The 25,714-nt window shown below is 66.3% G+C and carries 22 protein-coding genes; 19 read left to right on the forward strand and 3 right to left on the reverse strand.

The window, feature by feature from the left end; all coding sequences use genetic code 11:
- The first annotated feature begins 156 nt into the window (after nucleotides 1–156).
- Entirely contained in the window at nucleotides 157–1,152 is a 996-nt protein-coding gene (locus tag KTJ89_RS11515; RefSeq protein WP_259357931.1) for a tetratricopeptide repeat protein, read from the forward strand.
- A gap of 188 nt (nucleotides 1,153–1,340) precedes the next feature.
- On the forward strand, nucleotides 1,341–2,972 hold the full coding sequence (locus tag KTJ89_RS11520; protein WP_259357838.1) for a hypothetical protein: 1,632 nt from the start codon (nucleotides 1,341–1,343) through the stop codon (nucleotides 2,970–2,972).
- A 30-nt stretch (nucleotides 2,973–3,002) separates the two neighbouring features.
- On the opposite strand, the gene KTJ89_RS11525 is transcribed toward KTJ89_RS11520, so the two are convergent.
- Nucleotides 3,003–3,395 (reverse strand): hypothetical protein, encoded by a 393-nt coding sequence (locus KTJ89_RS11525; RefSeq protein ID WP_181271683.1) that lies wholly within the window; start codon nucleotides 3,393–3,395, stop codon nucleotides 3,003–3,005.
- A 149-nt stretch (nucleotides 3,396–3,544) separates the two neighbouring features.
- Nucleotides 3,545–3,895 carry a hypothetical protein gene (locus KTJ89_RS11530; RefSeq protein WP_139468900.1) on the reverse strand — a complete coding sequence of 117 codons (351 nt, stop codon included), beginning with the start codon at nucleotides 3,893–3,895 and terminating at the stop codon, nucleotides 3,545–3,547.
- A gap of 114 nt (nucleotides 3,896–4,009) precedes the next feature.
- Here KTJ89_RS11530 and KTJ89_RS11535 point away from each other — a divergent pair, with 114 nt between their 5' ends.
- The 10 genes from KTJ89_RS11535 to KTJ89_RS11580 all read left to right on the forward strand — a co-directional run bounded on the left by KTJ89_RS11535 (nucleotide 4,010) and on the right by KTJ89_RS11580 (nucleotide 17,265).
- Entirely contained in the window at nucleotides 4,010–5,221 is a 1,212-nt protein-coding gene (locus KTJ89_RS11535) for a cysteine desulfurase family protein (protein WP_181271631.1), read from the forward strand.
- Nucleotides 5,218–6,432, forward strand: coding sequence for a tRNA 2-thiouridine(34) synthase MnmA (gene mnmA, locus KTJ89_RS11540; RefSeq protein ID WP_139468898.1), 1,215 nt, complete (start codon nucleotides 5,218–5,220; stop codon nucleotides 6,430–6,432). Before KTJ89_RS11535 ends, mnmA begins: the two co-directional genes overlap by 4 nt.
- 66 nt (nucleotides 6,433–6,498) lie before the next feature.
- Nucleotides 6,499–8,550, forward strand: a complete 2,052-nt coding sequence (locus KTJ89_RS11545; protein WP_259357839.1) for a S9 family peptidase — start codon at nucleotides 6,499–6,501, stop codon at nucleotides 8,548–8,550.
- Nucleotides 8,543–9,715, forward strand: coding sequence for a uroporphyrinogen decarboxylase/cobalamine-independent methonine synthase family protein (locus KTJ89_RS11550; protein ID WP_259357840.1), 1,173 nt, complete (start codon nucleotides 8,543–8,545; stop codon nucleotides 9,713–9,715). The genes KTJ89_RS11545 and KTJ89_RS11550 overlap by 8 nt, the downstream gene beginning before the upstream one ends.
- Nucleotides 9,712–11,940 (forward strand): NAD-dependent DNA ligase LigA, encoded by a 2,229-nt coding sequence (ligA, locus tag KTJ89_RS11555; protein WP_259357841.1) that lies wholly within the window; start codon nucleotides 9,712–9,714, stop codon nucleotides 11,938–11,940. The genes KTJ89_RS11550 and ligA overlap by 4 nt, the downstream gene beginning before the upstream one ends.
- Before the next feature lie 168 nt (nucleotides 11,941–12,108).
- A complete protein-coding gene (locus KTJ89_RS11560) occupies nucleotides 12,109–12,576 on the forward strand; it encodes a hypothetical protein (RefSeq protein WP_259357842.1) in 468 nt (155 codons plus the stop codon).
- A gap of 153 nt (nucleotides 12,577–12,729) precedes the next feature.
- On the forward strand, nucleotides 12,730–13,035 hold the full coding sequence (gene gatC, locus KTJ89_RS11565) for an Asp-tRNA(Asn)/Glu-tRNA(Gln) amidotransferase subunit GatC (RefSeq protein ID WP_062862017.1): 306 nt from the start codon (nucleotides 12,730–12,732) through the stop codon (nucleotides 13,033–13,035).
- A 1-nt stretch (nucleotide 13,036) separates the two neighbouring features.
- Nucleotides 13,037–14,539, forward strand: coding sequence for an Asp-tRNA(Asn)/Glu-tRNA(Gln) amidotransferase subunit GatA (gene gatA / locus KTJ89_RS11570; protein WP_259357843.1), 1,503 nt, complete (start codon nucleotides 13,037–13,039; stop codon nucleotides 14,537–14,539).
- Complete coding sequence (gene gatB, locus KTJ89_RS11575) at nucleotides 14,536–16,017, forward strand: Asp-tRNA(Asn)/Glu-tRNA(Gln) amidotransferase subunit GatB (protein WP_259357844.1); 1,482 nt, start codon at nucleotides 14,536–14,538, stop codon at nucleotides 16,015–16,017. Before gatA ends, gatB begins: the two co-directional genes overlap by 4 nt.
- A gap of 213 nt (nucleotides 16,018–16,230) precedes the next feature.
- The gene (locus tag KTJ89_RS11580) at nucleotides 16,231–17,265 is read left to right on the forward strand and encodes a hypothetical protein (protein ID WP_248283987.1); all 1,035 of its coding nucleotides are present in this window, start codon (nucleotides 16,231–16,233) and stop codon (nucleotides 17,263–17,265) included.
- A gap of 13 nt (nucleotides 17,266–17,278) precedes the next feature.
- Here the strand turns inward: KTJ89_RS11580 and def are convergent, their stop codons facing one another.
- Nucleotides 17,279–17,851 (reverse strand): peptide deformylase, encoded by a 573-nt coding sequence (gene def / locus KTJ89_RS11585; RefSeq protein WP_259357845.1) that lies wholly within the window; start codon nucleotides 17,849–17,851, stop codon nucleotides 17,279–17,281.
- Nucleotides 17,852–18,233: 382 nt separating this feature from the next.
- On the opposite strand from def, the gene cysK reads away from it, so the two are divergent.
- The 7 genes from cysK (at nucleotide 18,234) to ilvD (ending at nucleotide 25,600) form a co-directional block, all read left to right on the forward strand.
- Entirely contained in the window at nucleotides 18,234–19,160 is a 927-nt protein-coding gene (gene cysK, locus KTJ89_RS11590) for a cysteine synthase A (RefSeq protein ID WP_259357846.1), read from the forward strand.
- Nucleotides 19,161–19,306: 146 nt separating this feature from the next.
- Nucleotides 19,307–19,981, forward strand: coding sequence for a serine O-acetyltransferase EpsC (gene epsC / locus KTJ89_RS11595; RefSeq protein WP_139908497.1), 675 nt, complete (start codon nucleotides 19,307–19,309; stop codon nucleotides 19,979–19,981).
- A 338-nt stretch (nucleotides 19,982–20,319) separates the two neighbouring features.
- The gene (locus KTJ89_RS11600) at nucleotides 20,320–21,510 is read left to right on the forward strand and encodes an LLM class flavin-dependent oxidoreductase (RefSeq protein WP_139468889.1); all 1,191 of its coding nucleotides are present in this window, start codon (nucleotides 20,320–20,322) and stop codon (nucleotides 21,508–21,510) included.
- Nucleotides 21,507–22,220 carry an NAD(P)H-dependent oxidoreductase gene (locus KTJ89_RS11605; protein ID WP_259357847.1) on the forward strand — a complete coding sequence of 238 codons (714 nt, stop codon included), beginning with the start codon at nucleotides 21,507–21,509 and terminating at the stop codon, nucleotides 22,218–22,220. The genes KTJ89_RS11600 and KTJ89_RS11605 overlap by 4 nt, the downstream gene beginning before the upstream one ends.
- Before the next feature lies 1 nt (nucleotide 22,221).
- Nucleotides 22,222–22,686: a MarR family winged helix-turn-helix transcriptional regulator gene (locus KTJ89_RS11610; protein ID WP_139468888.1), complete on the forward strand. Its 465-nt coding sequence runs from the start codon at nucleotides 22,222–22,224 to the stop codon at nucleotides 22,684–22,686.
- 67 nt (nucleotides 22,687–22,753) lie between these two features.
- Nucleotides 22,754–23,698: a 2-hydroxyacid dehydrogenase gene (locus KTJ89_RS11615; RefSeq protein WP_259357848.1), complete on the forward strand. Its 945-nt coding sequence runs from the start codon at nucleotides 22,754–22,756 to the stop codon at nucleotides 23,696–23,698.
- A 189-nt stretch (nucleotides 23,699–23,887) separates the two neighbouring features.
- Nucleotides 23,888–25,600, forward strand: a complete 1,713-nt coding sequence (gene ilvD / locus KTJ89_RS11620; RefSeq protein ID WP_259357849.1) for a dihydroxy-acid dehydratase — start codon at nucleotides 23,888–23,890, stop codon at nucleotides 25,598–25,600.
- Nucleotides 25,601–25,714: the final 114 nt, after the last annotated feature.

The raw sequence follows: 25,714 nt of genomic DNA on the forward strand, positions 1-25,714 counted from the left end.
GCGGAAGGGTCGGCACCGTGGTGTTCCTTCCCTGACGGCTGAGGAAATAGCCGAGGGCGCACCGGTGTTGATACGTTCTGTTGGATAAGCAAGGACCAGGTGCGTCACGGTTTGCGCCGAGCCCACCGACCGCGTCACAAAGGAGACCACGTGTCAATGGATCCCTCGCAGGAGAGCACGCAGCCCAATCAGGGACTCGACCTGTCGGCGGTGCGCAGCAAGAACATGCCCGCCGAACAGGCCGGTCAGGCCGGTCAGGCCGGTCAGACCGGTCACGCCGCCGGTGCGGGAGCCGGTGCTGACGGTGCTGCCGGCGGCCCGGCAGGTGGGGATCCGAATGCGGTCGCCGTTCCGGGACTGGTCTTCGACGTCGACGAATCGACGTTCACCAACCTGGTGGCGATCTCCGACCGCGTGCCCGTCGTCATCGACCTGTGGGCCGAATGGTGCGAACCCTGCAAACAGCTCTCGCCGATCCTCGAACGCGTCGTCACCGCGTATGGGGGACGTCTGGTGCTGGCCAAGGTCGACGTCGATGCGAACCCGCGTCTGCAGCAGGCCTTCGGCGTTCAGTCGATCCCGACGGTCGTCGCCCTCATCAAGGGTCAGCCCGTGCCGCTGTTCCAGAGCGCTCTGCCCGAACCTCAGGTCCAGGCGTACTTCGACGAGCTGCTCAAGCTCGCCGGTGAGAACGGTGTGACCGGGCATGCGGCCGTCGGGGGAGCCGAGCCCGAACCGGCCGGCCCTGCCCATCCGGAGGCCGAAGAGGCACTCGCCAAGGGCGACTTCGACACTGCCGAGAACCTGTTCAAGGCCGCGCTGGCGAACTCTCCCGCCGATGAGGAGGCGAAGTTCGGCCTCGCCCGGGCAGGCCTCGGCCGCCGCCTCATCGACCAGGAACCGGCCGATCTCATCGCCGCCGCCGATGCGGACCCCAAAGACGTCGAGGCGGCGAAGGCCGCAGCCGACGCCGAAGTGGTCAGCGGCAATGCCGGCAGCGCCTTCAACCGACTCATCTCTCTCATCCGCACCACCGCCGGCGATGAGAAGGAATCCCTGCGCCTGCGGGTCCTCGATCTCTTCGAAGTCCTCGGCGCCGACGACCCAGCCGTGACCAAGGCACGGACCGCACTCATGAGGGCACTGTTCTGATCCAGCGAATCCGACTCATCACCGCCATCCTCTTCGGCGTAGCGGCACTCACGCTCGCCGGACTGGTCATCTCTGCGCTCTCGGTCGTCGGGACCGACGAGATCACCGAGACGCCGGCCTTCAAGGTCAAGGAGGGGGCTTACGCTGTCGTCCTCGACGAGGCGATCGTGCCCTATTCGGGTTCGAGCGTGACCGTGACGGCGAAGAACTCGAAGGGCACGGAGCTGTTCGTCGGCACCGCCAGCGGGGTCGACGCCGACAGCTACCTCGACGGGGTGGCGCAGGAGCAGATCAGTGATGTGTCGTTCCCGAACTCCGCCTCCCACCGGTTCACTCCCGGTGATGCGAAGCCTGAGGCCGATATCGCCGACCGCGACTGGTGGATCAGCTCGGACACGGGAAAGACGGTCGCGAAGACCTTCGACCTCGATGCCGAACCGCAGGTGCTCGTCATCGCTCCTGCGAACTCCGATGACAGTCTCGACGGCACGACGGTGAGTCTCCAGATGCGCGTCAAGGGCGTGTTCGCACTCAGCCTGCTCGGCATTGCCGGCACGATCATCCTCGCCGGATTCTCGGTGTTCTTCTTCATGCGCTGGTGGGCCTCGCGCATCCGCCCGCCGAAGAAGGACGTCGGACCCCCGAACGGCAGCGAACCCGACAGCAACGACAGCGGAACCGGGCCCGGAGCCGGCAGCAGCTCCGGCCGTGACGGCCGGGGAACGGCCGCCGACCGCACAGCCAAGGGCGAGCCGGGACCGGCGACCCAGCCGATCTCGACAGTGCAGCCGGACACGGCCGGCCACGCGCCGCCTCGGCGACGGGATCTGCGGAACCGGCGGTCCTTCCGCGCGGTGACGGCCTCCGTCTTGGGCACCGGACTCGTGCTCAGCGGCTGTGCGAATATGCCGATCGCCAAACCCAGCAGCCCGGACACCACCCCGTACGAGCGCACTGCGGTGCGCCCGGGTGAAGCCGGGAAGTTCATGACGAACTACACGGAATCACTGGACAAGACCCTCGGCGACAAGGGCTCCGACCTCGACAAGATCCAGGCGGCACCGCTCATCGACCACACCCGCGCGCAGATTCAGATCGCGGACAAGGCGAAGCAGAAGCTGCGCGCACCGAACTTCACCGAGGTCGTCGCCGGCAGCCCGAACTTCACCGAATATCCGATGTGGTTCTACGCCTTCGGCACCGCGGACAAGAAGTCCACGGACGGGGACAAGCAGCTGACCCAGGTGATGCTGGTGACGCGGGAATCGGCGTCGACCGATCCGCTCGTGCGTTCGGCGTCCTATATCCCCACCGACCAGATGCCCACCCTCATGGCCGATGACAGCGGCGCCGTGGAGAAGGGGCCGGAGGACTTCTCCGAGGATCTGACGACCGCGTCCGGTGATGTCTCGTCGTTCCTCGTTGACGGCAAGGCGAAGTCCGGGGGTCCCGAGGGGCTCAAGGAAGGCGGATTCAAGGGATTCCGCGACTACCTGGGTGACCTGCGGGACAAGGACTCCGGCTTCGACAAGGTCGACGTCGACTGCAAGCCCTATGAGGACCTCAAGTTCGAGGACATGACCTTGAGCACCGAGAACGGTGCGATCGGAATGGGCGAGGTGCGGTGCACCCTGACGATCAAGGCTCCGTCGGACTACGCACTCGACCTCGGCGACACCGTCGAAGCCGTGAAGACGAACGACAAAGAGGGCGACACCATCAAGGTCGACACCGCGCACCCCTATGTGCTGATGAAGACCGGTGACGAACTCACCGCCGTCGCCACCGACTGGAACGTCCTGTCCTCCAAGGTGGAATGACTCGCGCTGGGCCGCGGTTCGCGCGATTTGTCAGCCGCGGCTGGCGCGGCGGCCGACTCGCAGCAGCCACCACAGGCCGATGAGCGGCAGGAGCAGCGGAATATAGCCGTATCCGCTGCCGAAGTTCGACCACACCGACGGCTTCGCGAAGTCCTCGGGGTGGGTGTGGCTGAGGATGCCGACGACGATGACGCCGAGGAACTCGATCGCGCAGGCGGCGACGGCGATCCGGTGTGAGACGCGGTTGCCGATGACCAGGCAGACCGTGGCGAGGATGTAGATCACCGCAGCGAAGGCCGAGAGCGAGTACGCGATCGGCGCGACATCGAATTCGCGGATGAGCTGGTAGCCCGCCCGGGCCGTGGCCGAGAGCGCGAAGACCCCGTACACCGCCGTCAGCGCCCGTCCCGGTCCGGTATGCATCGCCGAGAACGGCGACCGACCCGTCTTTCCCCTCGCCGAGGCGGCCGTGGAGTCCGCGTCGCCCGCTGACTTCGCATTGCCTGCCTTATTCGCGCTGCCTGCTGAGTTCGCATCGTCGGCGGAGTCCCCGCCGAACCGATTGCGCCTGGTCACTGCCAAATCTGGTCCAATCTCTCGATCATCACGATCACCGTCAGTCCTGCCGCGGCCAGCACACCCGGCCCCCAGCGGCTCAGTTCCGCAAACGCCCAGAACCCGGCCAGCGCCATGACCATAATCGCCGTGATGATGTAGCCGAAGTAGAGCAGCGGGTCGACATCATGCGTGGAGCCGAAGGTCGCAATCGAGATGATCAGCTGCACGATGAGCAGCAGCAGAAGCAGAGCGGCACCGCCGAGCAGGGCCTTGCCGGCCGGACGGTTGCGGATGGTCTCGACGATCGACCACAGGGTCAGGATGCCGGTGGCGGCATAGAGGACGATGGTGAAAACGGTGAACACGGAGACCAGTTTAGTCGGCCACACCGGGGGGCAACTCGTCCGGATGTGCCGCTGCGCAGGTGAGATGCCGCACGGGTCCTGGCCGTAGCCTGGCTCACGCCCTAAAATTGCAGGGTGCCCATCTATCTCGATCACGCAGCCACCTCGCCGATGCCCGCCGAGGTGCTCGAGGTGTACACGAAGGAGCTGGCCCGCCGGGCCAACCCCTCGGCCCTGCACGCGGTCGGACAGGCGGCACGGATGCGCATCGAAGAAGCACGCGAAGGAATCGCCCGCGCGGTCGGTGCGGCCACCTCGTCGGAGGTGATCTTCACCTCCGGAGGCACCGAGGCGGACAATTTCGCTCTCAAGGGCCTCTACCTCGCCCGCAACAACGGAACGTTCACGGAGCCTGCGCGCCCGCGGGTGCTGACGACGACGATCGAACATCCTGCGATCCTCGAGACCGTGGAGTGGCTGGAGCGCCTCGGCGCCGAAGCCGTCTACCTGGACGTCGACTCGGCAGGGCGTCTCGATCTGGACGCGGCGACCGCCGAACTGCGCCGCGAACCCGAACGCACCGCGCTCATCAGCGTGATGGCCGCGAACAACGAGATCGGCACTCTGCAGCCGATCGCCGAGATCGGTGAGATCGCCGCCGAACTCGGCATTCCCTTTCACATCGACGCCGTGCAGGCGCTCGGACAGATCCCGCTCGACTTCGCGGCACTCAAGGCGACGGCCATGACGATCACCGCGCACAAGATCGGCGGCCCCGTCGGCATCGGCGCACTCCTGCTCGACCGCGCAGCGAGCCCGACGCCCATCCTCCACGGCGGGGGACAGGAGCGCAGCGTGCGTTCGGGCACCCTCGATGTCGCCGGTGCCGTGGCTTTCGCCGCCGCCGTCGACCTCGTCACCGCCGACCTCGAGTCCCGGTCGGCCCGACTGTCGGGGCTTCGGGACCGCCTCATCGCGGGAATCGAATCGAGCATCGACGGTGCCGTGCTCTCCGGTCCGCGCGGAGCGGACCGCCTGCCGGCCAACGCCCACTTCACGTTCCCGGGCTGCGAAGGGGACTCGCTGCTGTTCGGTCTCGATGCCAGGGGATTGGCCACCTCGACGGGATCGGCCTGCTCTGCCGGTGTCTCCCGTCCCTCCCATGTGCTCCTGGCCTGCGGGATGGATGAGGACAGCGCCCGCACCACCCAGCGCTTCACGCTCGGTCACGACACGACCGAATCCGATGTCGATGCCCTGCTCACGGCCCTTCCCGAGGTCGTCGACCAGGCACGCCGAGCCGGGATGGTTTCGGCAACACCCCGATGGATGCAAGGAGCATCATGAGAGTACTCGTCGCCATGTCCGGCGGAGTCGATTCCTCCGTCGCAGCCGCCCGTGCCGTCGACGCCGGACACGAAGTCGTCGGCGTTCACCTCGCCCTGTCCCGGATGCCCGGGACCCTGCGCACCGGATCGCGCGGCTGCTGCACGATCGAAGACTCCCGCGACGCCCACCGGGTGGCGGGAATGCTCGACATCCCCTTCTACGTCTGGGACTTCTCCGAGAGGTTCAAGGAAGACATCGTCGATGACTTCATCGCCGAATACGCCGCCGGACGCACCCCGAACCCGTGCATGCGCTGCAATGAACGCATCAAGTTCGCCGCCCTCCTCGACCGGGCCCTGGCGCTCGGCTTCGACGCCATCGCCACCGGCCACTACGCCGAGGTGCTGCGTGACGACGAGGGCCGGCCCGAACTCCACCGCGGTGAGGATCTGGCCAAGGACCAGTCCTACGTCCTCGGTGTGCTCACCTCCGACCAGCTCGAGCACTGCTACTTCCCGATCGGTGCGACGGCGTCGAAGGCCGAAGTGCGCGCCGAGGCGGCCGAGCGCGGATTCTCCGTAGCGAACAAGCCCGACTCCTACGACATCTGCTTCATCCCCGATGGGGACACGAAGGCCTGGCTGGCCGATAAGATCCCGATGCGACCCGGACTCATCAAGGACTCCGAAGGCGAAGTGCTTGGGCGTCACGACGGAGCGATGACGTATACGATCGGTCAGCGCAAGGGACTCGGCATCGAGAAGCCTGCCGCGGACGGCAAGCCGCGCTTCGTCACCGGCCTCGACCCGGCCACGAACACCGTCACCGTCGGGTCGCGCGCCGACCTCGCGGTCTCGCATCTGACCGGAATCCGCACCTCCTGGGCCGGAGCGGCCCCCTCGGACATGGGTTCGACTCCGGAGACCGGGATCGACTGCGAAGTGCAGATCCGTGCCCACGCCGATCCGGTGCCGGCCCGTGCGTGGCTCGGCGAATTCGTCGCCGAGGCGCCCGAACACGAAGTCAATCCCATCGTCGACGAGGTCGAGGTGCCTGCCGCACGTCCGGCCGGGCAGCTCATGCACGTCGACGTCGATGAGGAGCTGTCCGGAGTGGCCCCGGGCCAGACCATGGTCATCTACCGTGGCACCCGTGTCCTCGGCCAGGCCACCATCGACTCCACGGCCAAGGACCGCATCACCCCGGCACCCGAATTCGCCGGCGCCTGAGCCGCTTCACCTCACTGAAGCGACGGCCCCGGGACCGATGTCGGTCACTGGCGATACTCTGGGGGCATGAAGGAAAGTCCCCAAGATGTCGTCACGGCACCTTATGGAACCTGGTCCTCACCTCTGGGTGCCGCCGAGGTGGCCGCCGGTGCCGCTCCGATCTTCGACGCCGCCTTCAGGGGAGACGAGATCTTCTATTCGACGAAGATCCCCGCCGAGAAAGCCCGCACCGGGCTCGTCCGCACCTCACTGTCGCGTCCGGGAGAGCGTGAACAGGTCATTCCGACCGGGTTCAACATCCGCTCCGCCGTCCACGAATACGGGGGCGCCTCGTGGGCTCTCGACCAGAACAGCGAGGTCATCTACTTCGTCAACGCCGCAGATCAGCGCGTCTGGCAGATCATTCCCGGGCGAGCCCCGCATGCCCTGACCCCGGACACCTCGGGGCGGATCCGCTACGGAGATCTGCACATGAGTCCGTGGGGACTGCTGTGCGTGCGCGAGGACTGCCGGTCCAGCCGTCGTGAACGGGCGATTGTGCTGCTGACCAAGCACGGGACGACGAATGTGCTCTCGACCCACTCTCATTTCATGGCCTGGCCCAGACTCTCACCCGATGGCAGCAGCTTGGCATTCATCGGCTGGGAGCACCCGAACATGCCCTGGGACGGAACCACCCTGTGGCTGGTCGATGTGCGCACGCCGGCCACACCTGCGGTCGCCGTGCTCAGCGGCGACGGCGTCGAACGGCCACGCAGATCCGATCCGGGCATGCCGAGCCCGACCGATCCGGGCATCTCCCTGCTCCAGCCGGAGTTCACCTCCGATTCCTCCCTCCACGTCATCTCCGACCATCACGGGCACTGGTCGTTATTCGGGCTCGACATCGACCCCGTCGGCTCGCGTCCCCTGGTCACCGACGACCGTCAGACGCCGGCGCCCGAAAGAATCGGATTCGACCGGCTGCGACCGGTCATCGACACCGGCGAGGAGATCGGTGGTGCCCTCTGGCAGCTGGGCACGCGGTGGCACCTCAACGACGGGGAGGAGGTGTGGGCGCATTCTCAGGCGGCCACCGCGACGCTCGTGCGCTGCCGGCTCAGCCTTTCCGACACAACGCTGAGCCCTTCCTCCCCGACCTGGGAGACCATCGACACGACGGGGGAGACCTTCGGCACGATCGAACTCCTCGACCTCGGACGCACACACCTGCTGCTGACGGCGAAATCGACGAGGCGCCCCGGAGTCCTCTATGCCGTCGACCGGGTGACCGGACTGTTCACCGAGATCGCAAGCGAACGCCTCGACACCCACCAGGGCTATTACTCCCGCCCGCAGGTCGGCGAGCTCGGGGGAGTGCCCGTTGTCATCCACCCGCCCCACAACCCGCGCTTCGCAGCTCCCGTCGACGAACTCCCGCCCTTCGTGGTCTCGATCCACGGCGGACCGACGGGACAGGCGACTCCGGAGATGACGGCCCGCACGAGCTTCTTCACCTCCCAGGGCATCGGCGTCCTCGAGGTCAACTACGGCGGGTCGACCGGATTCGGTCGCGCCTGGCGTGACCGGCTGCGCGGCGGGTGGGGAGTCGTCGACGTCGAGGACACCGTCGCCGCCGTCAACGGACTCATCGCAGCCGAACTCGCCGATCCGAATCGCATCGCCATCTCCGGAGCCTCCTCGGGCGGGTGGACGGTGCTCTCCGCCCTGGCCTCGACGAACGTGTTCGCCTGCGGCACCTCGTATTTCGGGGTGACTGACCTCATGCGCTTCGTCGTCGACACCCACGACTTCGAATCCCACTACATCGACGGCCTCGTCGGACCCTGGCCCGCAGCCCAGGACGAATACATCACTCGGTCGCCGATCCGCCGGACCAGCGATATCACGGTGCCCGTGGCCGTCATGCAAGGCGACCGCGACCCGATCGTCCCACCCTCACAGGCCCAGGAATTCGTCGATACACTCGAACTGGCCGGAGTGGAGTACATTTACCGTCTGTACAAGGGCGAATCCCACGGCTTCGTCCGCGCCGAAACCATCATCGATTCCCTGGAAAGCGAGTTCGGATTCTATGTCGACGTCTTCGGAATCCCCCGCGCCCACCAGCATGGCTGAACCCCGATCTTCCGACCGCGAAAGGTCCGACCGCGACCGGCCGGACTCCACCCTCACCGAGGCGGCCGCCCCCGATATCCCGACGTCCGTTCTGCCCGCCGCCACGACCACGGGAATCTGGCTGCCCGGAGCCCGCGATCCGCACCGCGGCTATATCGCTACAAGTCCGGTCCGGGAGGCTGCGGCCTCCGGTTTCGACATCCTCGCCGACCAGCTTCCGCCGGTGCCCCTGACCGCTCACCAATCCGAGGGCCGATGGGGCGCCGACGCCATCGGTCGCGCCGTCGGCCTGCTCACCGAACTCCACGTCGACCGCACATCCTACGGATGGCGCCTGACCGCCTCGGCGGGCAAAGACGAACGGCTCGAGGACTCGGCATTGATCGAAGCCTTCGACGCGATCGCCGAATACGGTGGGTCCCGGCCCGGGCAGGTCCAGATCAGCCTGCCGGGACCGTGGTCGCTCGTGACCGCGTTGAGCCTGAGCTCCGGCGCTCGTGTGCTCGGCGATTATGGGGCACGCCGCGACGTCGTCCAGGCCTACGCCTTCGGCATCGCCGCCTTCACCGACCGCATCGCGAGCCTGGGTATGCAGCCGACCGTCCGCCTCGTCGAATCCCGCCTGAACCCGGTCCTCACCGGCACCTGGCCGACGGTGTCCGGGTGGGCGAGCCTGCCCGCCATCAGCGAAACCCAGGTGTGGGCGGCGCTCGAATCCACGCTGCGCCACCTCCCGCCCACCGTGCTCGCCCTGCCGGACCTCGATTCTTTGAACCTGCAGGGCAAGGAGATTCCCGCCGCCGAGGCGGTCCGCCGCACCGGCGCCCGATCCGTGTCAGTGCCGTTGGCTAGCCTGAGACCACACAGCTGGGAGCAGCTGGCGATCCTCGCCGAGGCAGGGCTCGGCACCTGGATCCACCTGCCGGCAGCGGCCGGTGCGCGATCGGACGCGGTCAACCACTGGTGCGAACGGATCCGCACCCCGTGGTCGCGCATCGGCATGGGGGTCGCGAGTCTGCGCGAATTCGGGATCATTGCCGGACCCGAACTGCCGCTGACCTACCCGCCGCTGCTGGAAGACCAGCCGGGGATCGGACCCGAGCACAATCGGGGAACCATGACCATCGCCGCCGGTCTGCGGCGGGCTCTTGAGGAGATCGAATGACCACGACACCGGAGAACGCCGACTCGTCGACGCCCGAGCATCAGACCTCGGATTCGACCACACCCGACCTGCAGGGCGTCGACCTCACCGACGCGACCGCTCGCGCTCAGGCCCATGCTCAGCTGACCGAGAGGATCGAGGAGCTGCGGGCCGCCTACTATCAGGACTCCCTGCTCGTCTCCGATGCGGAATACGACGAACTCGTCCATCGCCTCGAAGACCTTGAAGCGCAGTTCCCCGAACTCGTCACCGACTCCTCGCCGACGCAGACCGTCGGCGGCGTCGTCGACACCTCGACCTTCGACCCGGTCGAACACATCGGTCCGATGTACAGCCTCGACAACGTCTTCGACTACGACGAACTGCGTGCCTGGTACGAACGGGTGCGGTCGGCCACCTCGGTGAAGTCGAAGTTCCTGTGCGAGCTCAAGATCGACGGCCTCGCCGTCAATCTGCTCTACCGGAACGGTGAACTCGTGCGGGCGGCGACCCGCGGCGACGGACGCATCGGTGAGGACATCACCGCGAACGTGCGCACGATCTCCGATATCCCGCACCGTCTCGACACCGAGCACCCGCCGGCCGAGGTCGAGATCCGCGGTGAGGTGTTCTTCCCCGTCGAGGACTTCGCCGAACTCAACGCCTCCCTCGTCGCCGAGGGCAAGGCCCCGTTCGCGAACCCGCGGAACTCCGCGGCCGGTTCGCTGCGGCAGAAGGACCCGGCCGTCACCGCACGCCGGCCCCTGCACATGCTCGTCCACGGAATCGCCGTGTGGACACCGGCCGATGATTCGCATCCGGAGCCTGCTCACCAGTCCGAGGTCTACGAGCAGTTCCGGTCGTGGGGTCTGCCGATCAGCGACTACTTCAAGGTCCTCGACACCGTCGACGAGATCGAAGACTTCATCTCCTATTACGGCGAACACCGTCATGATGTCACCCACGAGATCGACGGAATCGTCATCAAGATCGACGATATCGCCGTGCAGGAGACGATGGGCTACACGTCTCGCGCACCGAGGTGGGCGACGGCCTTCAAATACCCGCCAGAGGAAGTCACGACGAAGCTCATCGATATCCAGGTGCAGGTGGGTCGGACCGGGCGCGTGACCCCATTCGCCGTGATGGAACCGGTCACCGTGGCCGGATCGACCGTCGAGCGGGCGACCCTGCACAACGGGTACGAGGTCAAACGCAAGGGCGTGCTCATCGGCGACACCGTCACCCTGCGCAAGGCCGGAGACGTCATCCCCGAGGTGCTCGGCCCGGTCGCGGCGCTGCGGGACGGATCCGAGCACGAATTCGTCATGCCCACCCACTGCCCGTCCTGCGGGACCGAGCTCGGTGAGCAGAAGGAGGGCGACAAGGACCTGCGGTGCCCGAATTCTCGATCGTGCCCGGCGCAGCTGGCCAACCGCATCTTCTACTTGGCCTCCCGCGCGGCCTTCGACATCGAAGCTCTCGGCGAGGAGGCTGCACTGGCGCTGACGGCGCCGGCCGAACCGGACACGCCCCCGCTGACGTCGGAGGCCTTCCTCTTCGACCTCACCCCGGAGGATCTGGGCGATGTCAAGATCTGGCGGAACAAGAAGTCCAAGGGAGTGGAGACCGGTGAGCGAGAGCTTGTCCCGTATTTCTACACCCGGGGAACCGCGAAGAAGCCGAGCGCCCCGAGCGCGAACACGAAGAAGCTCTTCGACGAGCTGGAGAAGGCGAAGGATCAGGATCTGTGGCGGGTGCTCGTCGCCTTGTCGATCCGCCACGTCGGACCGACCGCGGCACGGACCCTGGCCGCGAAGTTCCGGACCCTTGAGGCCATCCGTGAGGCAAGCCTCGAGGAGCTGTCGGCCGTCGAGAGCATCGGTCCGACGATCGCCCAGAGCATCCGCGATTGGTTCGAGATCGACTGGCACGTCGAGATCGTCGAGACCTGGGCGGCCGCCGGGGTGCGGATGGAAGACGACGAGGTCGAGGCCGCCGCGCAGACCCTTGAGGGGCTGACGATCGTGGCGACCGGTTCGCTGAGTTCGTTCACCCGCGATGGCATCAAGGAGGCGATCCTCGGTGCCGGCGGCAAGGCGGCGGGATCGGTCTCGAAGAAGACCGATTATGTCGTCGCCGGTGAGAATGCCGGGTCGAAGTTGGAGAAGGCGGAGTCGCTGGGCGTGCCCGTCCTCGACGAGGACCAGTTCAGGGTTCTGTTGGAGACCGGCAGCCTCGACTGAGGTGTGCCTGGCCTCGTGCCTGGTCCCTGGTGCCTCGCTGCAGGAGGGAATACATCCCGGTTCCGGGAGGTTCCATGGTGCGGCTGTGATTCGTTCGTGACCGAACTCGAAGTCGGGGTTCAGACTCAGCCAAGCTCAGAGACAGCTTCGAGTGGAAGAGTGTGGGACATGAGATGGATCCCCAAAATCCTCGCCGGAACCTGCGTGGTCGTCGCCGCGGCACTGACCGCGGTGCCGGTGACGGCAGGCCTGGCGGACCTGGTGCTGGGGCCGGGACCGAACAGCACCAAACGCAATGCTCAGCCGGCACTGACCTCGATGCGCACCCCGGCCGCTCCTGTCACCGCGCGGACCGAGGAGTCGACGATTGCGTTCGACGGCATCTCGACGGACGCGCACGAGGTCATCGAAGGCACCATCGTCGACGATTCTGCGGTCGGCGCATTCTCAGCCGGCACGGACCTCGTCGCCGCCACCGCGGCCGACGCCCGGACCCGCATCGCCGATCTCGCCGCCGACCTCCAGGCCGGAGTCTCTGCCGGAGAATTCACCCAGGCCGACGCCGACCGCGTCGTGGCCGACATGGCCGGATACATCCACGGCACCCGCACCTGGCCCGAACGCCTCCCCGCCTAATAATTACTACCTGACGGCGGCCCAGCAACCTCGCGCGAGGTTGCTGGGCCGCCGTCAGGTAGTTCTGGGGGAAGGTCACAGCGCAACGGCGGGGGCGGGTCGGCTGAAGAGACTAGACTGGTGGCGAGTGAAAACGACGATGAAAGGCAGGGAATGACGGAGTCTTCCGCAATCACCCCCGAACAGGTGGAGCATCTGGCTTCACTGTCTCGGATCGCCATGAGCGAAGATGAGCTGAAATCGCTCGCCGGTGATCTGAGCACAATTCTGGGAAACGTCGCCAGGGTCAACGAAGTGGCCGGCGACGATGTGCCCGCAACCAGTCACCCCATCCCGCTGACGAACGTCATGCGCCCCGACGTCGTGGGTGAGACGCTCTCCAGCGAACAGGCACTGGCCTCGGCCCCGGCCGCCGAGGACGACAAGTTCCTCGTCCCGCAGATCCTCGGGGAGGAGTGAGATGACCGAACTGACGAACAAGAGCGCCCTCGAACTCGCCGCAGGTCTGAAATCCGGCGAGTTCTCCTCCGCCGACGTCACACAGGCGCACCTCGACCGCATCGCCTCCACTGAGGATGACTTCAACTCCTTCATCACCGTCACCGACGAGCTCGCTCTGGAGACCGCGAAGACCGTCGACGCCAAGCGCTCAGCCGGTGAGGACCTCCACGCCCTCGCCGGTGTTCCGGTGGCACTGAAAGACCTCGTCGTCACCGAAGGCACGCGTACGACCGCAGGGTCGAAGATGCTCGAGAACTGGGTTCCGCCCTACGAATCGACCGTCCACAACAAGGTCAAGGCCGCCGGTCTGCCGGTGCTCGGCAAGACCAACCTCGACGAATTCGCCATGGGATCGACGACCGAGCACTCGGCCTTCGGCAACACCCGCAACCCCTGGAACCTCGACCACGTGCCCGGAGGTTCCTCCGGCGGTGCGGCCGCAGCCCTCGCCGGTTTCCAGGCCCCACTCTCCGTGGGCACCGATACCGGCGGATCCGTCCGCCAGCCCGCCGCGTTCACCGGCACCGTCGGCGTCAAGCCGACCTACGGGTCGATCTCGCGCTTCGGCATCATCGCCATGGCCTCGAGCCTCGACCAGGTCGGACCGATGGGCCGCAACGTCGCCGACGCCGCCGCCCTGCACGAACTGCTGGCCGGACATGATCCGCTCGACTCGACCTCGCTGCCCGATGAGGTCGGCGGATTCCTGAGCGCCGCCCAGACCAGCGAGCTCAAGGGCAAGAAGCTCGGCGTCATCAAGCAGCTGGCCGGTGAAGGATACCAGGACGGAGTCCGCACCGCGTTCACGGCAGCGCTGGAAACCGCTGCCGCTGCCGGAGCCGAGATCGTCGAAGTCGACTGCCCGTCGATCTCCTACGCCCTCGACGCCTACTACCTCATCATGCCCTCCGAGGTGTCTTCGAACCTCGCTCGCTATGACGGCATGCGCTACGGCCTGCGCGTCGAACCGGAATCCGGTCCCGTCACCGCCGAGACCGTCATGTCGGCCACTCGTGCCGCAGGTTTCGGCGATGAAGTCAAGCGCCGCATCATCCTCGGCACCTACGCTCTGTCGGCCGGCTACTACGATGCCTACTACGGTTCGGCGCAGAAGATCCGCACCCTGGTCCAGAACGACTTCGCGAAGGCCTTCGCAGTCTGCGACGTCCTCGTGTCCCCGACGACCCCGACGACCGCACTGAAGTTCGGTGCGGAGAAGGCGGCTGACCCGATGGCCCTCTACCTCGGCGACGTGGCGACGATCCCGGCGAACCTCGCCGGCATCCCCGGACTGTCCCTGCCCGCGGGCCTGGCCGATGGTCTGCCGGTCGGCTTCCAGATCCTGGCTCCGGCCCGTGAGGACATCAAGCTCTACGAGGTGGCCGGACCCCTGGAAGCCGCACTCGAATCCGCCGGCGGACGCGTGCTCGACACTCTCGCGGAAGGACTGAACGCCAAGTGAAATACGAAGACGCGATCAAGAAATACGATCCGGTCATCGGCATCGAGGTCCACGTCGAACTCGGCACCGCGACCAAGATGTTCGACGCCGCCCCCAACACCTTCGGCGGGGGACCGAACACCAACGTGACCCCCACCTCCCTCGGGCTGCCCGGGTCCCTGCCCGTGGTCAACGAGAAGGGTGTGGAGTACGCGATCAAGATCGGTCTGGCGCTCGGCTGCGAGATCGCCGAAACCTGCCGGTTCGCCCGCAAGAACTACTTCTACCCGGACGTGCCCAAGGACTTCCAGACCAGCCAGTCCGATGAGCCGATCGCGGCCGAAGGCCAGGTCGAGGTCGAGCTCGAGGACGGCACCATCGTGACCGTCCCCGTCGAGCGCGCCCACATGGAGGAAGACGCCGGCAAGAACACCCACGTGGGTGGGGCCACCGGTCGCATCCAGGGCGCCGACCATTCCCTCGTCGACTACAACCGCGCCGGTGTGCCGCTCGTGGAGATCGTCACCCACCCGATCACCGGGACAGGGGAACGGGCCGCCGAGGTGGCCGCCGCCTATGTGCGGACCCTGCGGGACATCTTCCGCGCCCTCGACGTCTCCGAAGCTCGCATGGAACAGGGCAACGTCCGCGCCGACGTCAATGTGTCCCTGCGGGAGAGCCCCGAGGCACCGCTGGGCACCCGCACGGAGACGAAGAACGTCAACTCCTTCCGCTCGATCGAACGCGCCGTGCGCTTCGAGATCGCCCGCCAGGCGACCCTCCTCGAGGCGGGGGAGAAGGTCGTCCAGGAGACCCGTCACTTCCACGAGGAGACCGGAGAGACCTCCTCGGGGCGTCCGAAGTCCGACGCCGACGACTACCGCTACTTCCCCGAGCCCGACCTCGTCCCGCTGCAGCCGTCCCGCGAATGGGTCGAGGAGCTGCGGGCGAGCCTGCCCGAGCTTCCGGCGCAGAAGCGGCGTCGCCTCCTCGGGGAATGGAAGTTCTCCGACCTGGAGATGCGCGACATCGTCAACGCCGGACTCCTCGAAGCCATCGAGGACACCGTCACCGCTGGTGCGAAGCCCGCAGCGGCACGCAAGTGGTGGACCGGTGAGGTCGCCCGCCTGGCCAACCAGGAGGACAAACACCCCACCGAGATCGTCACACCCGCCCAGGTGGCAGGACTCGTCGATCTCATCAACGAGGGCAAGCTCAACGACAAGCTGGCCAAGGATGTGCTCACCGGAGTCATCGCCGGCGAAGGCGAGCCCGCCGAGGTGATGAAGGCCCGCGACCTCGAAATCGTCGAGGACACCGGTGCACTCGAAGCCGCCGTCGAGGAGGCCATCGCGGCCAACCCCGATGTGGTCGAGAAGATCAAGGGCGGGAAGATGCAGGCCATCGGCGCGCTCATGGGCCCGATCATGAAGGCCACCCGCGGACAGGCCGATGCCGGAAAGGCCAAGGACCTCATCCTCGCCAAGTTGGGCGTCTGAGTACAGGTCCGACTCCGATCCTGGTCGACGGCGGCGCTTGACAGTGCCGAGCAGGACTCAGGATTGATCCAGCCACACCCTCTAGACTGTGCGTCCAAGGGAACCGACCGGTTTCCCGAGCACAGCGGAGGGTGTGGCTGTTCGCATTCCCCGCAACCGATGGCCCGCAGGGACAGGGCCGAGTGCGTGACCCACACGCGTGGAGGTGAAGCGGTGTCTGAGTGGAAATCGCTGTGGAAGAGCGAATGCGGGAAGTCCGCGCCGATCTATCGGGTGCTCGTGCCCGACAGCGTCAACGAGGCGGTGCTGCGAGCCTGGAGTGCCCGCGGATACCGCTACACGGCCGGAGCCCCGAGCGCGATCATGCTCACCGGTGGGATGAGCCGGAACTTCTTCCGCTCCAGCGTCCTGTTCAAGGGCGGCACTGCCGCCGGCACCGCCGTGACCGCGGGATTCGCGGCTCCCGGGGGACTCGCTCTGGTCTCGGGATTCGCCGATGCCGCACTGACCTTCGGCGGAATGGGTGCGGCTACCGCCCTGGGCACCGGAATCTTCGCCGCCGTCACCGGGCCCAAGTACCTGCGTGACCCGAAGCGACTGAGTCGGAAGAACCGGCGCAAGGTCGCCGGCGCCCAGTGGGTGACTCCGGCCAGTCTCGGCTATCTGCCGGGGCGCAAGGAAGGTCGGGACACCGACGAACAGCGTCTGTTCCATCTCGCGGTCACGATCGCTCGCAAGATCGTGCGCACCCGTGCCTGGACCCACCCGATACTCAAAGACCATGTGTCCCGCGTCGACCTCGACCATGCCGTGGCCTCCATCGGAGTGCGGCTGCAGGAACTCGTCAGCCTGCGCGAGGAGATCGAAGGCATCCGCGATGCGGGAACCGCGAAGTCGGTGGAGACCTATCTGTCGAAGCTGGCCGTCGCATTCTCGTCGATGGCCCGCCGGGTGGAGTCGATGCACGAATACTACGAGCGGCTGCTCGAACTCGATCAGCAGCTGATGCTGCTGCACAACTCCGAACGCTCCCGCGAGCTCGGCGATCGAGTGCTCGATGTGCTGTCTCGCACCGCAGCCGATGATTCCGCCGATTGGCAGTTCAGGGAGCTGCGCATCGATGCGGATTCGCAGTCGTCGATCATCTCCGGACTCGTCGCCGAACTCGACCAGACTGCCGATGATTTCGACGACTTCGACACCCGGCTCGCCGCGGCTCAGAAGTCCGTGGACGAACTCGAAGCCTGAGCTCGCCCCCGGCTCAGTGACCGAAAGGGTCGGGGTCGACTCCCGGCATCCATGACTGGCCCGGCTGGTTATAGCCGTGAGCCTCCTGGGCTTTCTTCCACTTCTTCGACCACCGCTTGTCGAGACGGTCGACGTAGAGGGTTCCCTGCAGGTGGTCGTATTCGTGCTGCATGATGCGCGCGAACCACCCGTCAGCGCTCAGGGTCACCGGTTCGCCTTTCTCATCGAAGCCGTTGACGGTGACCCTGTCGGCACGTTTGAGGGGGAAATCGAGACTCGGCACCGACAGGCATCCTTCGGTCTCATCGTCGGGATCAGGACGGGTATCGGGAACCTTCGAGGCAATGAGCACGGGATTGACGAAGGTGCCGCGACGACGCACACCATAGTCATCGTCGGCGTCGAACACGAAGATGGACTTGCCGACACCGATCTGCGGTGCGGCCAGTCCGACACCGTTGCTGGCGTCGAGCGTCTCGTGCATGTCTGCGACGAGTTCGGCAAGGTCCTCGTCGAACTCGGTGATCTTCTCGGCACGACGATGCAGAACGGGCTCGCCGTAGACGACGATGGGATGAATAGCCATGAGGACAATCGTATCGGTCACCTGAGACCGTCTCAGACTCCGCCCGATCGCAGCGCTCGGGCGCGTTCTCGGGGGAGGGCCGCCTCGGTGACCGTGTCCACCGATTGCTCAGCGGTTGATCGTATCCCGCGCTCGATCGGGTGGATGGATATGCGGCCATCTCGGGTATGTGATAGGGGCCGTCATAAAGTTTCGCCCCCAGCGAACACAGATTGTTGAGCAACATATCTGGGAACACGTTCAAGGTCGTCGTGGTTATGATGAGGGCAAGCCGTCTCGGACCACGAGATGCAAGCTGTCGCTCCACCCGTTCAGGTGCACGTCCGCCGAACGGCGAGTGGCCGCCGACGGCGGTGCACAAAGAATCGTGAAAGGACTTACTTTGACCATCTTCAACAACGTCTCCGAACTCGTCGGCCGCACGCCGCTGGTGCGCATCAACAAGGCCAGTGACCGGTCGGGCGCCGAGATCGTGGCGAAGCTCGAATCCTCGAACCCCGGCAACTCCGTCAAGGACCGCATCGGCGTGGCGATGATCGACGCCGCCGAGAAGTCCGGCGAACTCAAGCCCGGCGGAACCATCGTTGAGGCGACTTCGGGCAATACCGGCATTGCGCTGGCCATGGTCGGCACCTCCCGCGGCTACAAGGTCGTCCTCACGATGCCCGAATCGATGTCGAAGGAGCGCCGTGCTCTGCTGCGCGCCTTCGGAGCCGAGCTCGTCCTCACCGACAAGGCTGCGGGTATGAAGGGTGCCGTGGCGAAGGCGGAAGAGGTCGCTGCCGAGGGTGCCGTGCTCGTCCGTCAGTTCGAGAACAAAGCCAATGCTGAGATCCATAAGGCCACGACCGGCCCCGAGATCCTCGCCGACACCGATAGCAAGGTCGACATCTTCGTTGCCGGCATCGGCACCGGCGGCACCATCTCCGGCGCAGGCGCCGCTCTGCGTGAGGCGCTGCCTGAGGTCAAGATCGTCGCCGTCGAACCCTCTGCCTCGCCGCTGCTGACCGAGGGCACTGCCGGACCGCATGCCATCCAGGGTCTGGGTGCGAACTTCGTGCCGGGCATCCTCAACACTGAGATCTACGACGAGGTCGTCGACATCGACAACGAGGTCGCCATCGAGCGGGCCCGCGAGGTCGCCAAGGAAGAGGGTCTGCTCGTCGGAATCTCTTCGGGTGCTGCCCTTGCTGCGGCTGAGCAGGTCGCTTCGCGTCCCGAGAACGCCGGCAAGCGCATCGTCGTCGTCCTCCCCGACTTCGGCGAGCGCTACCTGTCGACACCGCTGTTCTCGGAATACCTCGACTGAGCGCGAGTGAACAGCGTGAGGGCGTCAGACTTCGGTTTGGCGCCCTCGCTGTCTGAGACGTTCCCTGTCGGAGGGTCGCGGGAATTCTTCCGACCGGATCCGACTTGCACGAGATAGACCGAGACGACTGAGCAAGGGAGTCAATAATGAAGGCACTGTGGGCAGCGGCCGCGGCAGCTGCGGGGGCGGCCGCCTTTGGGCTGAGCCGACCCGGTGTGCGCGAGACGCTGAGAGAAGACCTCGAGACGGTGAAGCGACGCGATCCGGCGGCGCGCAATGATTTCGTCTCCCTGGTCTCCTACCCCGGGATGCATGCCATCTGGGCGCACCGCGGACTCCACCGGCTGTGGCAGCACGATGCCGGAAAGGTTCCGGCGCGACTGATGTCCCAGCTCGTGCGGACGCTGACCGGGGTGGAGATCCACCCAGGGGCCAGGATCGGGCGTCGCTTCTTCATCGACCACGCCAACGGAGTCGTCATCGGGGAGACCTCGGAAGTCGGCGACGATGTCATGCTCTACCATCAGGTCACCCTCGGCGGTACGTCGATGGCACAGACGAAGCGCCACCCGACGATCGGCAACCACGTGCTCGTCGGAGCCGGGGCGAAGATCCTCGGCCCCGTCGTCGTCGGCGACAACTCCGCGGTCGGAGCCAACGCCGTCGTCGTCAAGGACGTGCCGGCCGACTCGAGCGCTGTCGGCATCCCCGCGACCGTGCGCTCGAAGAAGAAGGACGGCGCCGCTTCGGCGAAGGCGGGAGCCGAGTCGTCGACGACGCACCCGGATTTCGTCCTCGAGGATCCGGCCCTCTGGATCTGAGTCCACCGCCGCGGCCATGCTCCGGTTCGCTGCTGTGCTCAGCGAACCGGTCTCGGCGAACAGACACGAAAAGCGGTTCCTGCCTACGGGCGGGAGCCGCTTTTCGTGCATTGTTGGGGCGATCCACGGTGAAAATCGGGCTGGAAACACCGTGGATCGACCCAGCAATCGACCGTTTGCGATCATGGCCTCGCGTCCCACCCAGGTGACCGCTCTGGGGCCGGGAATACTTTCGCGACCATCTCTGTTAAGATTTCAACTAGTTACTTCAAAATTGAAGTTAGTCCAATCAGTTGGGCGGCTGCGAGAACCGCAGCAGCCCAGATGCAGGAGGCGTCATGGAATTCGGAATCTTCACCATCGGCGATGTCACCACCGACCCCACCGACGGCACCACCGTCAGCGAACACCAGCGGATCAAGAACACCGTCGAGATCGCCAAGAAGGCCGAGGAGGTCGGACTCGACGTCTTCGCCACCGGGCAGCACCACAACCCGCCCTTCGTGGCCCCGGCGAACCCGCCGGTCCTGCTGGCCAACATCGCCGCACAGACGGAGAAGCTCGAACTCTCGACGGCGACCACGCTCATCACCACGACCGATCCCGTGCGCATCGCCGAGGACTACTCGTACGCGCAGCACCTCTCCGACGGTCGCATCAGCCTGATCATGGGCCGCGGCAACACCGGCCCCGTCTACCCGTGGTTCGGCAAGGACATCCGTGCCGGCATCCCGCTGGCGGTCGAGAACTACAACCTGCTCTACCGTCTGTGGCGGGAGAAGAACCTCGACTGGGAAGGCAAGTTCCGCACACCGCTCAACGGCTTCACCGTCACCCCGACCCCGCTGGACGAAGTGCCGCCCTTCGTCTGGCACGGATCGATCCGCAGCCCCGAGATCGCCGAACAGGCCGCGTACTACGGCGACGGGTTCTTCCACAACAACATCTTCTGGCCGACCTCGCACACCGCGCGGATGGTTCAGCTCTACCGTCAGCGCTATGAGTACTACGGCCACGGCACGGCCAGCCAGGCGATCGTCGGCCTCGGCGGTCAGGTATTCATGCGCAAGAACTCCCAGGACGCCGTCCGCGAGTTCCGTCCCTACTTCGACAATGCCCCGGTCTACGGCCACGGACCCAGCCTCGAGGACTTCTCGACGCAGACTCCGCTGACCGTCGGTTCGCCGCAGCAGGTCATCGAGCGGACCCTGAGCTTCCGCGACTGGGCCGGGGACTACCAGCGCCAGCTCTTCCTCATCGATCATGCGGGACTGCCGCAGAAGACGGTGCTCGAACAGCTCGACCTCCTCGGCGAAGAGGTCATCCCCGTCCTCCGCGAGGAGTTCGCGAAGGGCCGCCCGGCCGACGTCCCCGACGCTCCCACCCACGAATCCCTCGTCATCCGCCACCGCGAAGGCCGGGACCCGATCCCCGGCGGCGGAGAAGGTTCCCGCGCCTTCGAGGACCGTCAGGCACGCGCCGCCGAAGCGGCCCAGAATCCGACACAGGAAGGAGCCGACCGCTCATGAGCACGAACACGATGAACATCGTGGCCGTGACCACCTCCCTGAGCGAGGACTCGACCACGCTCAAGCTCACGAACCGGATCCTCGGTCAGACCGCCTCGGCGGGGGAATCGGTGGGCATCGACGTGACCACGGACGTCATCAACGTCCGCAACCTCGCCACCGCGCTCACGGATATGACCCTGACCGGGTTCCGCTCCGAAGCGTTGGAGCAGGCCTTCGCGACCATCGCCGCCGCCGATGCGATCGTCACCGTCGCACCGGTGTACAAGGCAGCCCCCGTCGGCCTGCACACCCTGTTCTGGCAGCTCGTCGACGACAGGGCGCTGAGCCGCAAGCCCGTGCTCATCGCCTCCACCGGCGGCACTGCCCGCCATTCGCTGGCCGGGGACGCGGTGCTGCGGCCGATGCTGTCCTACCTCAAGGGCATCGTCGTGCCCACCACGGTGTTCGCCGCGACCGACGACTGGGGAACCGTCGAAGGCGGCCGTGCGCTGACCGCCCGGATCCGTCAGGCGGGGGAGGAACTCGTGTCCCTGACCGCAGCGATCATCGGCGCCGGAAACGACGACCTCGCCGAGGTGGCCGACCCCGATTCGCACGCAGGTGCAGGGGCGGGCGCGACCCGGGGCACCTCCTCGGCGGATCGCGGAATCGTCGACGAATTCGACCCCGCGAACGTTACCCCGTTCGCGCAGCTGCTCGAGGGCTGAGATGACGGAGATCAGATTCGGGCTCGGAAGGGAGGCGCTGGCGCAGAACGCGTGGCGGACCTATTTCGAGACCTCGCAGCGCCTCCGTCAGGCCCTCGAGGTCCAGCTCAAGGACGATGCAGGGCTCGACGTCAGCGACTACAACACTCTGCTCCTGCTGTGGGAGGCGCCGGAGCGGACGCTGACGATGAGTGCCCTGGCGAAGAAGCTCGTCTTCTCGCCGTCGCGGCTGAACTATCGGATCAAGGTCCTCGTCGACGCGGGACTGGTGACGAAGACCCAGTGTCTCGATGACGGGCGTGCCCACAATGTCGCTCTCACCGAGGCGGGGGCGCGGGCATTCCTGTCCGCCGGGTCCCAGCACAAGAGCTATGTTGACGAGATCTTCTTCGATCATGTCAGCGATGCCGAACTCGAGGTGATCGAGGCCGTCTTCACTCGGATCGGAAGAGCGCTGCCCGAGTGACGAGGCCCGTCATCTCAGAGTGACGAATCCCTCGGCACCGGGCCTGGCCGCGTGCCACAATGAGGGCATGTCCATCACCACAATCGCCTTCCCGAACTCCGAGCTCCGCAATCGTGTGATCGCTCGGATCCCCGCTCACCAGCGCGCGAACGTCGACCTCGTCGTCTTCTCCGATGCCGAACGGTCGGCCAAGCTCAGTCGTGACGATGTTGACGTCGTCATCCTGCCGTACATGGATTCCGGGCCGACGATCGAGCTGCTCGACGAGCTGCCCAACCTGCGCATGGTCATCACGCAGACGACCGGATTCGATCCCGTCGCCCACCTGCCCGAACGCGGAATCCAGGTGGCGACCGCCTCGGGCGTGCACACCGGGGGCACCGCCGAGCTCGCCCTGGCGCTGACCCTGGCCAGCCTGCGCGGAATCGATGACGCCGTGCGCTCGCAGGTCTCGCGGGTATGGGAACACCAGCGCCACCGCTCGCTGCAGGACCGGCGGGTGATGATCATCGGCGTCGGCGAGATCGGCTCGGCCATCGCCGACCGGTTCGACCCCTTCGAAGTCCAGCTCACCCGAGTCGCCTCGACCGCACGTGAGGACGACCGCGGGAAGATCCACGGCGTCGACGAGCTGCCGGAACTACTGCCCCACACCGAGGTGGTCGTGCTCATCACCCCGCTCAACGAGGGCACCCACCACCTCGTCGATGAGAAGTTCCTCAGCCTGCTTCCCGACAATGCGCTCATCGTCAACGTCGCCCGCGGCAAGGTCGTCGACACGGAGGCGCTTGTGGCGGAACTCGCCGCGGGCCGGCTCCATGCCGCCCTCGACGTCACCGATCCGGAGCCGCTGCCGCGCAACCACGCGCTGTGGGGCACCCCGAACACCCTCATCACACCCCATGTCGGAGGCGACACCTCGGCGTTCGAACCACGGGTCGTGAAGATCCTCGCCGAGCAGGTCAGGCGGATCAACGACGGCGAGCAGCCGGTCAATCTCATCAAGGCCTGAGATGCCGTGAGCTGGGGCCCGAGGCGCAGCGAAACGCGGGCCTGCATCGCCGGCAATAGGTCACGCGAATCTGACCTAAGCAGGGCCGGAACATGTCCCCGGGGTCGGACTCTCGCATGGTTCCCACGAGAGGTTCCACCATGCGAGAGTCCGGCATGCGGATGCTGAAATCGGGCGTAGCATGCCTGCATGAGCATCGATACAGACAACACCACTCCCGACATCAAACCCCGTTCTCGCGATGTCACGGACGGCCTCGAGGCCACCGCCGCACGCGGCATGCTGCGCGCCGTCGGCATGGGCGACGACGACTGGGTGAAGCCGCAGGTCGCGATCGCGACCTCGTGGAATGAGATCACCCCCTGCAACATGTCGCTGCAGCGTCTCGGTTCGGCCGCCAAGGAAGGCGTCCACGAGGCCGGTGGCTTCCCGCTGGAATTCGGCACCATCTCCGTCTCGGACGGAATCTCGATGGGCCACGAGGGAATGCACTACTCGCTGGTCTCCCGCGAGGTCATCACCGACTCCGTGGAAACCGTGATGAGCGCCGAACGACTCGACGGCTCCGTGCTCATGGCCGGCTGCGACAAGTCGATCCCCGGAATGCTCATGGCCTCCGCCCGCCTCGGGCTCTCGAGCGTCTTCCTCTACAACGGTTCGATCATGCCCGGAACCGCGAAGATGGAGGACGGCTCGGAGAGGGAAGTCACCCTCATCGACGCCTTCGAAGCCGTCGGCGCCTGCCGTGCGGGCACCATGTCCCAGAAGGACGTCGACGCCATCGAGCGCGCCGTCTGCCCCGGTGAGGGTGCCTGCGGCGGAATGTACACCGCGAACACGATGGCCTCGGCCGCCGAGGCCATGGGCATGTCCCTGCCGGGCTCGGCTGCTCCGCCGGCCATCCACCGCAACCGCACGATGTTCGCTCGCAAGTCCGGTGAGGCTGTTGTCAACATGCTGCGCCAGGGCATCACCACGAAGGACATCATCACCCGCGAATCGCTGCACAACGCGATCGCCGTGGTCATGGCCTTCGGCGGTTCGACGAACGCGGTCCTCCACCTGCTGGCCATCGCGCACGAAGCCGGAGTGGAGCTCGAACTCGATGACTTCAACCGCATCGGCGACAAGGTTCCGCACCTGGGCAACGTCAAGCCCTTCGGCCATTACGTGATGAACGACGTCTTCAAGATCGGCGGCGTGCCCGTGATCATGAAGGCCCTCCTCGACGCCGGTCTGCTCAACGGCGACTGCCTGACCGTGACCGGCAAGACCGTGGCCGAGAACCTTGAGTCGATCAATCCGCCGGACCCGGACGGGAAGATCCTGCGCGCGCTCAACAACCCGATCCACGCCACCGGCGGCCTCACCGTGCTGCAGGGGTCTCTGGCTCCTGAAGGTGCGGTCGTGAAGTCCGCGGGCTTCGACGCCGACGTCTTCGAAGGCACCGCTCGCGTCTTCGACCAGGAGCAGCCGGCCATGGACGCCGTGCTCAACGGAGAACTGAAGAAGGGCGACGTCGTCGTCATCCGCTATGAAGGGCCCAAGGGCGGACCCGGAATGCGCGAGATGCTCGCGATCACCGGCGCCATCAAGGGCGCGGGCATCGGCAAGGACGTCCTGCTGCTCACCGACGGTCGCTTCTCCGGCGGTTCGACCGGCCTGTGCATCGGCCACATCGCCCCCGAGGCAGTCGACGGCGGTCCGATCGCGCTCGTCGAGGACGGTGACAAGATCACCGTCGATATCGCGGCCCGCTCGATCGAGCTCCACGTCGACGAGGAGGTGCTGGCCGAGCGTCGCAAGACCTGGACGCTGCCCGAGAACCACCGCCTCACCGGTGTGCTCGGCAAGTACGCGAAGCTCGTGCAGTCGGCATCGAAGGGCGCGGTGTGCTTCTGATCCAGTTCAAGGTCCGTTGCTGATTCCGCTTGCCTTCGGGAGACGCTCAGCGATACGGAACGGTTCCACCATCGCCGAGGCGGTGCAGACGTCACATCTGCACCGCCTCGGCGA

It is taken from the genome of Brevibacterium sediminis (assembly GCF_024895295.1).
GTDB lineage: Bacteria > Actinomycetota > Actinomycetes > Actinomycetales > Brevibacteriaceae > Brevibacterium > Brevibacterium sediminis.